This is a genomic window from Ureibacillus sp. FSL W7-1570, assembly GCF_038593265.1.
Classification (GTDB): Bacteria; Bacillota; Bacilli; order Bacillales_A; family Planococcaceae; genus Ureibacillus; species Ureibacillus suwonensis.
In genome coordinates, this window is the sequence record NZ_CP151979.1 from 2,219,708 (window position 1) to 2,233,733 (window position 14,026).

Annotated in this window: 17 protein-coding genes and 1 pseudogene; all 18 read right to left on the reverse strand. The window is 40.7% G+C overall.

The features are described from left to right. Positions 1 to 29 precede the first annotated feature (29 nt). Entirely contained in the window at positions 30 to 1,055 is a 1,026-nt protein-coding gene (gene hypE / locus NST13_RS11105) for a hydrogenase expression/formation protein HypE (protein ID WP_342580624.1), read from the reverse strand. A 38-nt stretch (positions 1,056 to 1,093) separates the two neighbouring features. Continuing rightward, positions 1,094 to 2,209, reverse strand: coding sequence for a hydrogenase formation protein HypD (gene hypD, locus NST13_RS11110; protein ID WP_342580625.1), 1,116 nt, complete (start codon positions 2,207 to 2,209; stop codon positions 1,094 to 1,096). A 40-nt stretch (positions 2,210 to 2,249) separates the two neighbouring features. Beyond that, the gene (locus NST13_RS11115) at positions 2,250 to 2,519 is read right to left on the reverse strand and encodes a HypC/HybG/HupF family hydrogenase formation chaperone (RefSeq protein WP_340434951.1); all 270 of its coding nucleotides are present in this window, start codon (positions 2,517 to 2,519) and stop codon (positions 2,250 to 2,252) included. A 21-nt stretch (positions 2,520 to 2,540) separates the two neighbouring features. After that, positions 2,541 to 3,404, reverse strand: coding sequence for a NifU family protein (locus tag NST13_RS11120; protein ID WP_342580626.1), 864 nt, complete (start codon positions 3,402 to 3,404; stop codon positions 2,541 to 2,543). Between the two features lie 6 nt (positions 3,405 to 3,410). Further along, positions 3,411 to 3,785, reverse strand: coding sequence for a hypothetical protein (locus NST13_RS11125; RefSeq protein WP_342470910.1), 375 nt, complete (start codon positions 3,783 to 3,785; stop codon positions 3,411 to 3,413). A gap of 13 nt (positions 3,786 to 3,798) precedes the next feature. Further along, positions 3,799 to 5,013 carry a tetratricopeptide repeat protein gene (locus NST13_RS11130; protein ID WP_342580627.1) on the reverse strand — a complete coding sequence of 405 codons (1,215 nt, stop codon included), beginning with the start codon at positions 5,011 to 5,013 and terminating at the stop codon, positions 3,799 to 3,801. 51 nt (positions 5,014 to 5,064) lie between these two features. Then, on the reverse strand, positions 5,065 to 5,355 hold the full coding sequence (locus NST13_RS11135) for a hydrogenase maturation protease (protein ID WP_340434958.1): 291 nt from the start codon (positions 5,353 to 5,355) through the stop codon (positions 5,065 to 5,067). Further along, positions 5,336 to 5,812 carry a hydrogenase maturation protease gene (locus tag NST13_RS11140; RefSeq protein WP_340434960.1) on the reverse strand — a complete coding sequence of 159 codons (477 nt, stop codon included), beginning with the start codon at positions 5,810 to 5,812 and terminating at the stop codon, positions 5,336 to 5,338. Before NST13_RS11140 ends, NST13_RS11135 begins: the two co-directional genes overlap by 20 nt. 121 nt (positions 5,813 to 5,933) lie before the next feature. Continuing rightward, complete coding sequence (locus NST13_RS11145) at positions 5,934 to 7,535, reverse strand: nickel-dependent hydrogenase large subunit (protein WP_340434963.1); 1,602 nt, start codon at positions 7,533 to 7,535, stop codon at positions 5,934 to 5,936. A gap of 38 nt (positions 7,536 to 7,573) precedes the next feature. Continuing rightward, positions 7,574 to 8,545, reverse strand: a complete 972-nt coding sequence (locus NST13_RS11150) for a hydrogenase (protein ID WP_340434965.1) — start codon at positions 8,543 to 8,545, stop codon at positions 7,574 to 7,576. 51 nt (positions 8,546 to 8,596) lie between these two features. After that, entirely contained in the window at positions 8,597 to 9,274 is a 678-nt protein-coding gene (gene hypB / locus NST13_RS11155) for a hydrogenase nickel incorporation protein HypB (protein ID WP_340434967.1), read from the reverse strand. A gap of 2 nt (positions 9,275 to 9,276) precedes the next feature. Beyond that, positions 9,277 to 9,624 carry a hydrogenase maturation nickel metallochaperone HypA gene (gene hypA, locus NST13_RS11160; protein WP_342470908.1) on the reverse strand — a complete coding sequence of 116 codons (348 nt, stop codon included), beginning with the start codon at positions 9,622 to 9,624 and terminating at the stop codon, positions 9,277 to 9,279. After that, positions 9,617 to 10,135, reverse strand: coding sequence for a DUF1641 domain-containing protein (locus NST13_RS11165; RefSeq protein ID WP_340434971.1), 519 nt, complete (start codon positions 10,133 to 10,135; stop codon positions 9,617 to 9,619). The genes hypA and NST13_RS11165 overlap by 8 nt, the downstream gene beginning before the upstream one ends. A 740-nt stretch (positions 10,136 to 10,875) precedes the next feature. Next, positions 10,876 to 10,965: a 30S ribosomal protein S9 gene (gene rpsI, locus NST13_RS11170; protein WP_072012621.1), complete on the reverse strand. Its 90-nt coding sequence runs from the start codon at positions 10,963 to 10,965 to the stop codon at positions 10,876 to 10,878. 304 nt (positions 10,966 to 11,269) lie between these two features. Further along, positions 11,270 to 11,830: a stage II sporulation protein M gene (locus NST13_RS11175; protein WP_231553249.1), complete on the reverse strand. Its 561-nt coding sequence runs from the start codon at positions 11,828 to 11,830 to the stop codon at positions 11,270 to 11,272. A gap of 419 nt (positions 11,831 to 12,249) precedes the next feature. Then, entirely contained in the window at positions 12,250 to 13,212 is a 963-nt protein-coding gene (locus tag NST13_RS11180; protein WP_342580628.1) for an ISL3 family transposase, read from the reverse strand. A 12-nt stretch (positions 13,213 to 13,224) separates the two neighbouring features. Further along, positions 13,225 to 13,524 carry a transposase family protein gene (locus NST13_RS11185; RefSeq protein ID WP_342580629.1) on the reverse strand — a complete coding sequence of 100 codons (300 nt, stop codon included), beginning with the start codon at positions 13,522 to 13,524 and terminating at the stop codon, positions 13,225 to 13,227. 236 nt (positions 13,525 to 13,760) lie between these two features. Further along, a pseudogene (gene rpsI / locus NST13_RS11190) lies at positions 13,761 to 13,835 on the reverse strand (30S ribosomal protein S9); the annotation flags it as partial. Positions 13,836 to 14,026 lie beyond the last annotated feature (191 nt).

The following is a 14,026-nucleotide window of genomic DNA, read 5'->3' on the forward strand; positions in this document are numbered from 1 at the left end:
CACTCTCTTTCCATATAATTTACAGATGATCAACAAATCCGTGGAAGGGGATCACCGACCAACATATCAATCGCCCTCGTTCCACCATAAGAAGAGCGGGAAAGGACAATATGGCGATCGCTTTCAAACACTTCCCCAATAATGGCCGCCTGTTCTCCTCCAGGGACTTGCTGTATGGCTTTTAATGCATCTTGCGCATATTCCTCTGAAACAACCGCGATAAATTGCCCTTCATTCGCGATATGCATCGGATCAAGCCCCAATATTTCACAAGCGCCGCGTACTTCCGGATGCACTTTGATGGCTTCTTCTTCAAGCATGATCGCCACTTGGGCATCCCTTGCCAATTCGTTTAATGCGGTTGCCATTCCACCACGGGTTGGATCGCGCATCCATTTTAGCCCCGGTGCTGCCGCATTAATCAGTTTGGAAACAAACGGCCAAACTGAGCGTGTGTCGGATTTGATATCCGCTTCCAGATCGAGATCTCCCCGGGCGAAAAGGATGGTGATGCCATGGTCACCAATGGGTCCGGAAAGGATGATTTTATCTCCCTTTTTGACTCTGCTTGCTGATAAATTGACTCTTGGGTCCACAAGCCCGATGCCTGCTGTCGTAATAAACAGCTTGTCCGCCTTTTGATGTTCGACCACTTTTGTATCGCCGCCGACAATGGCCACATTCGCTTTTTCCGCCGCTTCATGCATGGCTTTTATTTCCGATTCCAATATTTCCGTTTCAAGGCCTGCTTCTATGATCAAAGTTGTAACTATGGCCAGCGGTTTCGCACCGCCCATGGCAATGTCATTGACCGTTCCGTTGATTGCCAATTCCCCGATGGATCCCCCAGGGAATCTCAAAGGATTTACGACAAAGCTGTCCGCTGTAAAGGCGATTTTTGTTTGATCCGCTTGTACATAGGCCGCATCGTTCAATTCTTTTACATTTAAATACGGCACCAGAAGCCCCTCAATTAATCTCCGGCTTGCCTTCCCGCCGGCTCCATGGGCAAGTTGAATGGTTGGTTCTCTAAAAGCGACCTTCTCTTTCAGCATGGCAACTACTCCTTCTCGACATTTTTCAAATATTGTTTTTAAGAACTCATTGTAGAATACAGGTGGTTATAATAAGTTGCACACGCCCCTTCAGAAGAAACCATGAGAGCGCCGACAGGATTGTCAGGAGTGCACACTTTTCCGAACAATTTGCATTGATTCGGCTTCAGCATTCCCTTCAATATTTCCCCGCATTGGGCATCTTTGTTTTCTTCAATGTGGATTTTTTCGACATTGAAATGAACTTCCGCATCCCATTTGGCGAATTCCGGTTTCAGCTTCAATGCGGAATTTTGGATTGCCCCTAATCCGCGCCATTCAAATGCAGGGCGATCTTCAAACACTTGATTGATGATTTCTAATGCGGAAACATTTCCCTCTTCCATTACAACCCGTTTATACTGGATTTCCACTTTGGATTCTCCGCTTTTCAGCTGTTTGATCAGCATCAAAATGGACTGCAAAATGTCCAATGGTTCAAAACCTGAAATCACGACCGGCTTTTTATATTCCTTGGCAATGATTTCATAAGGATGGGCACCGATGATAACCGATGCATGCCCCGGCCCGATGAATCCGTCAATTCTCATATTCGGCTGGTCCAAAATGGATTTTAAAACCGGTATGATTTTTACATGATTGGAATAGACGAAAAAGTTGTCGATATCCAATTCTTTCGCTTTTAGAACCGTGATGGCTGTGGAAGGGGCCGTCGTTTCAAAACCGATGGCAAATAATATCACTTTTTTATCCGGATTTTTGATCGCAATGTTTAATGCATCCAAGGGTGAATAAATCATCCGTACATCCGTCCCCATCGCTTTATGGTTTAATGGGGAACCTTTTTTTCCTGGAACGCGCATCACATCCCCAAACGCTGTAAAAATCACTTCGGAATTTTTGGATGCAATCTCCAATCCTTCATCGACACGCCCTGGGGGAAGAACACATACGGGACATCCTGGCCCGTGAATAAATTCAATATTTTTTGGCAACAGTTCTTGAAGGCCGAAATGGAAAATCGAATACGTATGCCCTCCGCATGCCTCCATTATTCGAAAATGGTCATCCGGCTCAACGATACGCTCAATTTCTTCCAAAGTTTTCTTAATCAAATCAGGATTACGAAATTCATCAATATAACGCATCTTCATTTAAATCCCCCCAAAAAATATCAGAAAAATTTAGTACCACTTATTCAAACTGATACCCTCTCACTTCCTCCATCGCTTCCTTGTCTTCTCCTATTTCCTGCAATAGTTGTAATTGCTCTTTCGCCTGCTCTTCGCTGATTTTATTCATTGCGAATCCGACGTGAATCAACACCCAATCGTTTTCATTCACATTTTCATGTTTGATCAAACTGATGTTCACTTTGCGTTTCACACCGGAAACATCAATCATCGCATATTGATTTTGATCATCCAGCAACTCGACAATTTTTCCTGGAATCGCCAAGCACATTTTTATCCCCCCAACATTTCGTTAATTCCCGGTCCTGATCCACACTTGCTTATTTTCAATTCGCACAGGAAACGGCTCCAATTGGATATGCGGGACAGTAACGCATTCCCCATTTGTCAAATCAAAGCGAAGTGTATTGTCATGTCCGATTAAAACCATATGATCTTCCTGTTCCACCGTCTCCTGTGTAAATGGTATTCCCCGATGTGGACAGCGGTTCCGATAGGCCATGATCTTGTTGTCTATGATGATTAACAGCACGTCCACTTCATCGATGGTGAGGTAGTATGGCTTGTTTTCTTCCAATTCGTCGACATTCGGGCCTTCTCTCCACCCCGAATTCATTAAATCCTCTTCATCGACGTTCCGTTTGTAAGGCATATACCCTGGAGATAAATCGTTGACCATCTCGACTCTTTCGACTTCCGGAACCCGTGCTTTGATGGCTTCTTCAACGCCGTTTTTCAATGTCACCGCCGATAAGGAGCAGCCTGAACAAGCCCCTTGCATCCGCACATAGACCACATTGCCATCGATTTTTTCCAATTCAATATCCCCGCCATGGGAATTTAAATAAGGCCGAATCTCTTCCATGACCGCAGCGACTTTTGTATACAGGTTTTGCTTTATGATTCCATGCAATAAAAGCATCGCATAGACAGAAGGATCCTCTATGGCCTCCAACATCAACTGTTTTCCTTCATCCGTTGAGCGGACAATTTTTACAAGCTTTCTAAGGGCATCTTCATGAAACGCTTCAATGGCTTTCTTTAACTCCATGATTTTTTTCAATTGGTAGTCAGTAAAATCCATTTCCCGTATCTCTCTTAACACTTGATCAATCCGCTCTGTCAATTGTTCCACACTTTTTGATTGTGTGCCCAATCGGCTTCACCCCCCAAAAGCTGCATGCTGTTCAAGCACTTCTTCAGCTTTTTGTTTTAACAGCTCTTCAAATACTCCCTTTGCCATTTTTTCTACAATCGCTTCCACCGTTACTTCTTGTTGCAGAACTTGTTCCGGATCATAACGCCGTTTTGAGAGCGCTTGTAGAATAAAACATGAACCTGCAGGATTATCGAGCAAAAATTCTTCAAAAAAAGCATCAACGAATTTATCCAGCCATACCCCATTGCCATAAGGATCCGTGCGCAAAAGGTGTAACGCATTTTCCACCCCTTCCGAACGTTGGACGGCCCGCTCTACAAACCGCTCTGTGGCAATTTGCAACAGCGTATTGAAATATTGCTTTTCGTAATCGTTCACCGGTTTCCCTCCACTACTTTTTGGAAAGTTCTTCTTGTTTCAACTTGATTTCCTGTAACAAGTCCTCTACCACTTTTGCCGATTCACGATCGCCCAGTTCTTCAAAGATTTGTTTCGCTTCAGTCAATTTTGGCACCGCACTGGAGAATGCGCCTAGATGAGAGAGGGCTGTACCTTGATTCGCAACGAGCCGCGCATAGCCATGAGGATCTGTTTCCTTTTTACGCACCTTCAGTACATCTTCATAAAGGGCGACAGCTTCCCACAAGTTGTCTTCAATATGGGAAGACTTTGCATATTGCAGGGCATTGGCCAAATTGATCGTTGCACTGCACCATAAGTCGGTATGGTTTTCTTTATCCAAATAACGCAATGCTTCCCTGAGCGATTGAATGGCCATCGCATTTTTCAAGTGGTAGTTATGGGCATTGGGCGGCATGGCTATATAAGACAACGCCAAATTCATATGGATCATGGCATAGTTTTCAGGATACGTTTCTTTCCGATATGTTTTCAAAGCCGTGTTGTAACATTTGATGGCCTCTAAATAATAGGTTTTATTGCCTCTGTCCGCTATTTCCTGGTAGGCTGTCCCCATCTGGAAGGTCAGCTCTGCCCGCATAACGTCAAAGGGTGAACGTTCGATCAGCGATAAAGCGGTTTTATATAATTCAACCAATTGATTGTCGACCATTCCCAATGATTGTTTCGTTGCGGCGACTTCACTTAAGAGCCGCGCCGAAAAGATGGGCGAAATTTCATTGACAATTTGAGCGGCTTCTTCCAGCAATTGAATCCCTTTCGTCCAGCTGTTATTCTGAAACGCTTCATAAGCATGTGTAGCCATAATGAATGCCCGGATCTCGTCAGCCGTATCTTCGTCATATCGGGGAGGTTCCTGCTTCATATTCAAACGCCAGGCTACCGCATCCAAAAGCAGTCTCAAGTCTCCGCCCAACATGGATTTCGCTTTTTCGTAATGGGATTTTTCAGGATATAAAATGAATCGATTAAAGTGGCCTTCTTTGGTGTCAGGCAACAACTCATCAACCCGCTCCACAGGTTCCCCCTGAATGGCGGCTAAAAAAAATTGCCATTCTTTTGGACAAGGTTCAGGAATAAAACCTTGCAATAAAGAAGGCATGATGGTGTCCGCATTTTTGATCGGCGGCAATAAAAAGAATCCGGCTGTACCTGGAAATACTCCAATTGGCTGACGTTTCAACATGTTCATCTCCCCCCTAAAATCAATTACCCTCTGAAACGGCTACAAAACTTCTCATTGGTTTAAATATAGTGGAATCCGAAGTGCCAATGCCTCTTCATCCCATTGGACATCTCTTGGTCCAAAGTCCACATCATCCGGCAAAAATTCAGATATGAAAACAGAACGATCCCCTCTGGCATTGCGGTATTTTAAAATCAATCCTCCGGCTCCTACATAATTCACCGGCATGATGAGCAAATCTTGTCCTTGCAGAATGGCAATGATCGCGCCAGTAGGGAAATAGTGTTGAGCGATTTCCGCGGGAATTTGCAAATAGCCTGTTTCAGTTATTTGACACTTCAATTTCTTCACCTGATACTTTTTTGATTATTTTTTTCGCCAACTTCATCACGCTTTCTTCCACTTCCGGTGTAAGCCCCGTACCGTATGATAAATCTTGGGCTTCAACCAAATAGACCGTTACTTTTTTTGGAAACTCATTTTTCAATAACCATCGCCCCATGGCAATGGCGTGATCCCAACGGAAATCATGCATATTGATGTTTTCTAACGGAATGGCTTCCACTTCTTCCCCCGGGATTTCAAAGACCGTCCCCGGTTCCGCTCCCGTCGTGCAAGCATCAATAATGATCAATTCTTCAGCTTTTCCGATTTGAAATACGACATCCATTCCTGCCGTTCCGCCATCCGCCAAACGCACATTTGAAGGAACGCCTAAATCCCATAACTTTCGTATCAAAATAGGGCCGGCACCATCATCTTTCCGGATCAAATTCCCACAGCCAATAATTGTGATCATGTTGTCCTCCATCTATAAAACTTTTATGAATAAATTAGAGGGCTTTATGATAAAATTGCCCTCTAATTATTTTTCTTCTAATAGATTTTAAGTTTCTTTGAAATTGTCCATTTCTGTGTAATCAGAAGTTTGTCACCCGATATTTGGCCAATTGCTTGTTTGTTTTGCCGTCATATGCATGAACTGTACATACGAGACAGGAGTCGTAACTTTGCGCAATATGTGCCAATTCCACCGGATCTTCCGGATTTTTGATTGGCGTACCGATCAGTGCTGTTTCAATCGGACCTCTTTGGCCAAAACGGTCACGTGGTCCAATATTCCATGCAGTTGGTGTAATGATTTGGTACTTTTCAATTTTTCCGTCTTTCACTTGGATCCAATCCGCCAAGAATCCCCGGGCTGCTTCCGTAGCTCCGAAACCGCGTCCTTCAATCAATTCGCCAGGATTCACATAGAATTTTTCATTCAAGTCAATTTGTTTTAACCAATTTTGCACATAACGGATATATTTTGGCGCTTCATGGAATCGTGCCAACACGCGAACCATAGCGCTCGGTCCAATTTCTTTTACAATGTTGGAAATCAACGGATCATAATCTTGCCAATCTTCCGCACCTTCTCGTCCTGCAATCATTTGGCGGGCAAGCGGTCCGACCTCCAGCGGTGTTTCGCCGCTATCCAATAAATAGCGCGGAGCTTTTGCGAATGTATATTTTCCTTGTTTTACCCCTTCTTCAGGATCAAGCGGATTTGTAAATCCTTCAAACGGATGATATGAACCTGTTCCTTCATAGAAGGAATGCGTATGGTCTTCCCGGATACGGGCTTGGTCAAAATCATGGTAGTTCTCGCCGTCATATACGCCTGAACGGGCGATCAACGCACCGTTTCTCGAGTCGATTGTAGGGTGAGTATATTTCTCAGGATTTGGGAAACTTCCTGCAGCCAAGTACTTGCCAGGACCAGCCCCATATTTGTCCAATCCAATATCCATACTGTATCGGATAAATAATCCCAAATCCGATTCATAGTGCTCTTCTTTTTCTTCCAACCATTCAAGCACATCGGACCATGTTTTGTTCTCGAGCCATCTTTCCATTGAACAGCCGAGTAAAATATCCTCCAGCCAGTTTTTCCGGAAATGTTCCATAATGGATATCGAACGGGTAACGTCCGAGAGGGTTGGCGCACACATGACGCCGCCTGGAATCATGAAACTTGAGTGCGGCCATTGTCCGCCAAAAATCGCATAGATTTCCACCGGTTTGGCGGAAAGCGTTACGCCTTTTTCATAGTTCACACCGACAAATGGCGCCCATCTTCTATTCACTTCTTCATATAAAGGCGATGATTGATAGTTTTTATGTGTCAGCCCTATGGCAAATAGCGCATAGAACCAACGAGGGATACTTTGAATCGTTTCCACCGCTTGCGCGATATTTCTCACCAAAGTGGCATTTGGCGGCACTTCAGTGTGAAACGCGGTATCGAGTGCATAGGCGGACTTTGTTAAGTGGCTGCCACCACAAATACCGCAGATCCTTGGGGTCATGATGAGACCCGCTTGCGGATCTTTGCCAACCAATATTTTTTCAAATCCCCGGAACATCGTCGCTTCCGTCCAGGCATCAACTACTACACCATTTTCAATCGTAACTTTGACATCTAAATCCCCTTCTACACGTCCTAAAGAAGGGACTTTAATCGTTTGCTGTGCCAAATTCTCCCCTCCTTAATTCTTTCAAAAATTTCCAATTATCATGGTACAAACAGATCTTCTTTTGCCCATTTAGGAGCCACTGTACGAGCTACGGCAGCATGTGCTGAGTAGCTTAATGAATCCATGCCTGTTGGCACTTCTTTCGGAATAGTTCCCAAGATTTTTTGCGTTTTGAATACTGTTCCTGGTGCCAAGTCAAAGAATGGGAATTGTGGTTCTGTACATCCGATACATGGCATACCTGCTCTTGTTTTGGAAGATTGACGGTTCCATAAAATACGGTTGCAGGATGAACGGGTCATCGGTCCGCGGCAGCCTTGCTCATAGAATAGGCAGCCTTTTCTCGTTCCTTGTCCAAACTCTTCCACCGGTTCTTTATATTCATAATATTGAACGCGTGTACAACCTGTTTGAGTGAATGTTTTAAAGAACGTTTCAGGGCGGTGATATTCATCCAATGTAATATCTGAAGTTCTGCCTGTCGCAATGGCTACAAGGATTTGCGTCACCCAGTCCGGATGGGCAGGGCACCCTGGAATGTTGATCACCGGTAAACCGGCTTGTGAGCGGAATTCCGTTGATAAAAATCCGCCAGGTTTATCCTTGAAGAATTGCAATCCTGTTGATTCGGATGGATTCGGACTTGTTGCAGGAATTCCACCCCAACATGCACAATCCCCGATAGCCACAACAAATTTTGCTTTATGGGCCAAATCATAAATCCAATCTTTTTTAGGACGTTCAAACAATGTATCGAAGCGCCCCGTTCCATTCGGGCCTTGAATGACTGTTCCTTCGACAACCAAGATGTCCAATTCGGTACGGTCTTCAAGGATGTCGTCCAAAATCCCTTTCACTTGATAGCCGAATTCCATGGAGACCGAATGGTGGTAAAGAATATTAATTCCAAAATCCGTCACTAAATCAATCACGGTAGGTTCATCTGCATTCAGAAACGATTGAGTATTTCCATTGCAGGCTCCACCATGAATCCAAAACACATTTACCATTTACCTCTCACACCTCCAAAATCGCGTATAATTTTATTACTAACAAACCCATTAAAACGCTTTCATTTTTTCTTCTATTAAGAAATCAATCCATTCATCAATCCCCATATCTTTTTTTGCTGATACTTCAAAAACTTTCATATTAGGTCTTGAATGATAGATTGCTTGGTAAAACATCTCTTTGTCAAAATCCACCGCTTCCGCCAAATCCATTTTTGTAATGATGGCTACATCTGCGCTGTTGACGATGGTCGGATATTTTTCCGGTTTATCTTCCCCTTCCGTTGTTGAAAATAAGACAACCCGCATATTTTCGCCCAGATCATAGCTGGAAGGGCAAACTAAATTACCGACATTTTCGATGAATAAAAAATCCAGCTCATTTAAATTCCAATGTCGGAGCGAATCTTCTATCATTTGGGCTTCAAGATGACAAACCGTCCCAGTTGTGATTTGTTTCACCATTGCTCCGCTCTGTTCCAGCCGGTGTGCATCGTTTTCTGTTGCCAAATCGCCTACCAGTGCCGCTACGCTATATTTTTGGCTGAGGCGCCTCAGCACTTCCGTAAGCAATGTTGTTTTTCCGGAGCCGGGGCTGGAAACAATGTTCACCACGTATACTTCGTGGTCATGAAAACGCTTTCTTAAATCTCTGGCCAGGATGTCATTTTTCTTCAAAACATTCTCTCTTATTTTGACGATACGTGGCTGTTCAATTGCTTGGCTCAATATTAACCCCCACCTATTAGTTCATATAATTCAATTTCTTTCCCTTCTAAAATCTGATCAGTGCCTGAGTTGCATTCCGGGCATTTGATTGGAACCGGATTTTGCAACACATACTCTTTTTCACATTGCGGGCAAAAAATTTTTAACGGAATTTCTTCGATTATCAAACGTGCTCCTTCGAGCATTGTTCCTTCTGTTGCAATGTCAAAGGAAAATTCCAATGCTTCCTTTACAACACCAGAAAATACTCCCAACCTTAATCTAAGTGCATCCACCTTGTTCAAATTATTTTGTTCCGCAGTTTCTGCCGCCAATTGGACCAGGCTGAATGCAATAGACAGTTCATGCATTTTTAAGCTCCTTTGAAAGTACTTTTGCGAAATTCAAAACAAATTGAATGGCAGGCTGAATTTCCGGGTTTGTCAGTTCTTTCATCAATCCAAAAATGCCGGAGCTGCCTGAACCTTTGTAATCCTTTTGCGAAGCTGCTTCTGACGCAGAGTCGCATAAATTGCTTAAAAACTTGAGTGTTCTTTCATTCAAGAATGTTTCTTCAATTTTCTTGAATTCTTCGGAGTTGATTAAATTTTGGAAACGCGTTAATGTTTCGATGCTTTTTTGCATATTGCTGATGAAGTTGTTCCTTGGCAATTCTTCCCGCAAAGCCACAACCATTCTGTTGACGGAATCCGCCATTTCTGGACTGCGTGAAATAAACTGCTCAATGGCTGCAAACAGTACGTTGAATTTCTCCAAATTATCAAGCAAGGTGATCAATTGGGAAATTGTTCCCGGCTCTGTCAACTTGTTCATTAAGACTGCTTCACTATTAATGCTAACCACATTGTTTTGGCTGCTCAATTTTACACCTCCTTTTGCCGGAATTGTGAATCTATGAAAATAATATTATAGTGAAAACATAAATTACCCTGAAATAATATAAGATTTGCGTATTGAAAGGGAAGTAAACATTATATTAGAATAAATAATTATCCGAATCTTCTGATAATTAAATGTAACTAATTAATATCATAATTTTCACAGTTTTGTCAAACACATTTTCCATAACATTTCCTGAGTTCTTTATTGATCCGTCGCCGAAACCACCTGATTTCTTACACTTACAATATATAAAGGAAGCCTTTTTTTCATGAATACAAATCGTTCCTTTTATCAGGCATTTTTTCCGTCTTCGCCAATTTTTTTATCATTTTTTGGGAAATAGAATATTTTTGACGAAAAATTATTAATCAGTAAGATAAAATGACTACCCTATAAATGCTTTGCATTTTAACGAAACAGGAAAAAAGACTTTCAATCAACGAGAGCATGATTTGTTACGAATGGAATGGATGTAATGGGAATGAATTCTCTTGTCCCGTTTTCAGTGCAGACCAATCGGCCACATAACAAATGAAAATTTTTCCTACCTATAGAATTTGCATTGATTGATCCATTCCAAAAAAATAATCCCCTGCCGCTTAATGTATGCGCGGCAGGGGATTTTATTTAATTTCACAGATTCTGGTGAGCAAGTAATCGAAAGCATAAAAATGGCCCTCTTCTTGATAAAAGAAGGGGCCATAAACGTATCGATAAAATTAACGTTTTGTAAATTGTGGAGCACGACGAGCACCTTTAAGACCGTATTTTTTACGTTCTTTAATTTTTGGGTTTTCACGGCACATCATTTAATGGAAAACTCCATATGTATCAATATATTTAGTAAGTTTCAATTTCACAAGATTTCATTGAATTGCGCCAAGGGGTATTCAAAGGGTATTCAAAATTTAAATGCTGGCGGGACCATATGTATAAAGACTCTATTACTTCTCAATCGCTTTATGCAGAAATCGAAAACAAGTAATCAGGAACAATGTCAGAAGAAATACAAAAAAGAAATATAAAGTTGAGTATCAAAAATTAAAAATGGTCAATCAGAGAATAAATTCTGATTGACCTTATAATACGATCGCGCCCGATTGCTGAAAACTACTACTCAAATAAGCTAAATATAATATCAGCTATGTAGGTTTCCAGAAATGCAGCCATAATAATGATTGGTAAAATTAAAACAGCGTAAATCTTTACTGTCCCCAATACATTTTTAATTAGAGACGTTCCTGCTTTGTCTTTCTTAAATACACTTCTTACTTTATCTCGAACGACTTGATTTAACTTGAACAGAACTGCTGCAAATAAACAAAAAGCAAAAACCTCAAAGATATAATGAGGAATAGCAGAAATGATTATGCCAAGACCCTTTTTAAAATTTGCCTGTAAAGCAATACCGAAAAGAATTCCAGTAAGAGCAACAGTTGAAATTATATTCAATAGATATAGAAATTGTATTGGAATTAAAGCCAAGAAAAACATTTGTAAAGGCACTATAAATCCATTATTAACGATAAATGACCAGACCTTTTTTATCCCTTTTGATTCTTTCACTTGATCAGGTAGATTATTTCCTACTTCTTTGGTTAGTTCCTCCAAACTTGGATTGATTATGTAGGTTATTACCGTTGCAACGATTGTTATTGCTACGGCAAATATCAAAAAATTAATCGATCTTTTAAATACGCTTTTGTTAACTACATTCTGTATTTTAACCACCTCACTCTGGCAACTTACTCAACTATATGGTCCCATTCGTATTGCGGAGGAGTCGCAATCGGTTTTAGTATAGAACTTTACTCAAAGCAAACAACTTTATTAGCACAGAACATGATATATCGACTATTATTGGTGGCAAACCAAATTCTTTAAATAACACCGATGCAAATGAGCCAAGATATACAAACCACGATGAATATCTATACGCACGTTTCGGATGTTATGAAAGAAAGTGCAGCAGATACCATTAATGATTTTCTCGATTTTTAACGGTTCTTTGTCAAATGGTGTTGGTGAATAAATTCTAGTGACATTATTTGGTAATATGTAATCGGATGGCTTAGGGGAAATTCGAGGTTCCCCTAAGCTGTTTTTATTTTCGCTAAGTTTTGGGTAATGAATATTCGGTTTCTAAAGTGATAGAAGGATCGATAACCGAAAGAAATGCGTTTAATCACTTTGATTTTGTTATTAATCCCCTCTAAAATGCCGTTGTTATAATCATATTTCAACGTATTCTCCACGTAATTGATGTATTTGTTGATTGTCTTGATGGCGGTTTTCATATAGCTGGAAACGATATTTTGTTTATTCTCTAATGTTTTCTTTAGGAGCTCAAAGTCTTTGATTTTTATGCAATGTTGCACGTATTGATATAACTCATAGGACGCTTTTAATTCAGAATCTAAATCAATGAGATAGTGGAGAATCTCCACCTCACACATATGCTTTTTAAAGCAACGATGATATTTATAGTTCTTATAATCAAGTTTTGTTTGATCTTTCAGAAGGAGCTTCCAGTATTTTTTTAATTTATTGTAATTCTTTTTATCCCGATTCATGACGTTGATGCGCGTTTTGTTTAAAGCTCTGCTAAATAGTTGGAGGATATGGAATTTGTCGAGTACGATTTCCGCTTTAGGGAAAACTTCGTGGATTAAGGAAATATAAGGGCTGTACATATCGATGACAATCGTTTTTACCGCATCTCTCGCCTTCTTGGAATACCGTAAGAAATACTCTTTGAGGACATGTAATCTCCGGTCCTCCACGATATCCACAATCTCCCCCGTTTCAGAGTCGCAGAAAATAAAGGACATCGCTCCAGCTGCGGATTTCACTGATTTAAACTCATCAAAACACAAATGCTTTGGAAGGTAGTGAACATTTGGTTGATAATAGCTATAAAAGCTGTCAATGACACGACTGACAGTGGCATGAGAAACATGATGTTTCATCGCAATATCTTTTTCGGATATTTTATCTTTGGCGTTTAAAGCAATCGATACTTTGGTATTGTTGGAAATGCAACAGTTTTTAGCCACGACGCTCGTTTTTCAAGTAAACGTGGAATGACAATGTTTACAGAAATACAGCTGTTTCCGCAATTTTAAGTAGGTATGAAAACCTGAAATGCTAGGCATTTTAATAAGAGACGTTTTAAAACCGTGTTTAATGATTTGATCATCAAAGACATGGCCACAAGCATAACAAGCTTTTGGTTGATAAGTTAATTGGCCATAAAAGACTTTTGATTGGACCCCTTTAATGAGTTCTTCTGCACAAAAATTTTCATCAAATGTGATATTTTTGTCTTTTATATTGAGTAGGTTTCGTATAGAATGATGGTGAGACATGTGACACAACTCCTTTGGAAAATGTGTTTTGGCGATTACATTTTACCAGAGTTTTGTCACTGTCTCATTTTTTTTTGTTCAAAAAAATTGGTGCTGGTTTATACTCACCAACACCAAATATTATAGAGCCTTTTTAACCAAAGGGTATTCAAGGGGTATTCAGCTCTATTTTTTAAATGAAAAACCCTTCCCGTTTCTCACGGGAAGAGGCTGTAAACGTTGATATAATAACGATATTAACGTTTTGAGAATTGTGGTGCGCGACGAGCGCCTTTGAGACCGTATTTTTTACGTTCTTTTATTCGCAAATTTTACTACTTTATATAAACTTACACAGGACCTTGATATATCAATTTTTTATAGTTGAGAGTTTTGCAAAATTAGATTTTTATTAAAAAGAGTTTTAAAAGAAACCCAAATAAATTGGGGTATTTTGTATCTTTGGTTTACAAATATTCTGTTTGTCCTTTTTTGGGCGTACTTGCAGAATTTTTCGCTTTAA

What these genes read in the sequence shown, in the direction of transcription:
- NST13_RS11140 (WP_340434960.1), bottom strand. Translation starts at nt 5,812, where the DNA reads ATGATCACAATTATTGGCTGTGGGAATTTGATCCGGAAAGATGATGGT.
- hypE (WP_342580624.1), bottom strand. Translation starts at nt 1,055, where the DNA reads ATGCTGAAAGAGAAGGTCGCTTTTAGAGAACCAACCATTCAACTTGCC.
- hypA (WP_342470908.1), bottom strand. Translation starts at nt 9,624, where the DNA reads ATGCATGAACTGTCTATTGCATTCAGCCTGGTCCAATTGGCGGCAGAA.
- rpsI (WP_072012621.1), bottom strand. Translation starts at nt 10,965, where the DNA reads ATGATGTGCCGTGAAAACCCAAAAATTAAAGAACGTAAAAAATACGGT.
- hypD (WP_342580625.1), bottom strand. Translation starts at nt 2,209, where the DNA reads ATGAAGATGCGTTATATTGATGAATTTCGTAATCCTGATTTGATTAAG.
- NST13_RS11115 (WP_340434951.1), bottom strand. Translation starts at nt 2,519, where the DNA reads ATGTGCTTGGCGATTCCAGGAAAAATTGTCGAGTTGCTGGATGATCAA.
- NST13_RS11150 (WP_340434965.1), bottom strand. Translation starts at nt 8,545, where the DNA reads ATGGTAAATGTGTTTTGGATTCATGGTGGAGCCTGCAATGGAAATACT.
- NST13_RS11130 (WP_342580627.1), bottom strand. Translation starts at nt 5,013, where the DNA reads ATGTTGAAACGTCAGCCAATTGGAGTATTTCCAGGTACAGCCGGATTC.
- NST13_RS11185 (WP_342580629.1), bottom strand. Translation starts at nt 13,524, where the DNA reads ATGTCTCACCATCATTCTATACGAAACCTACTCAATATAAAAGACAAA.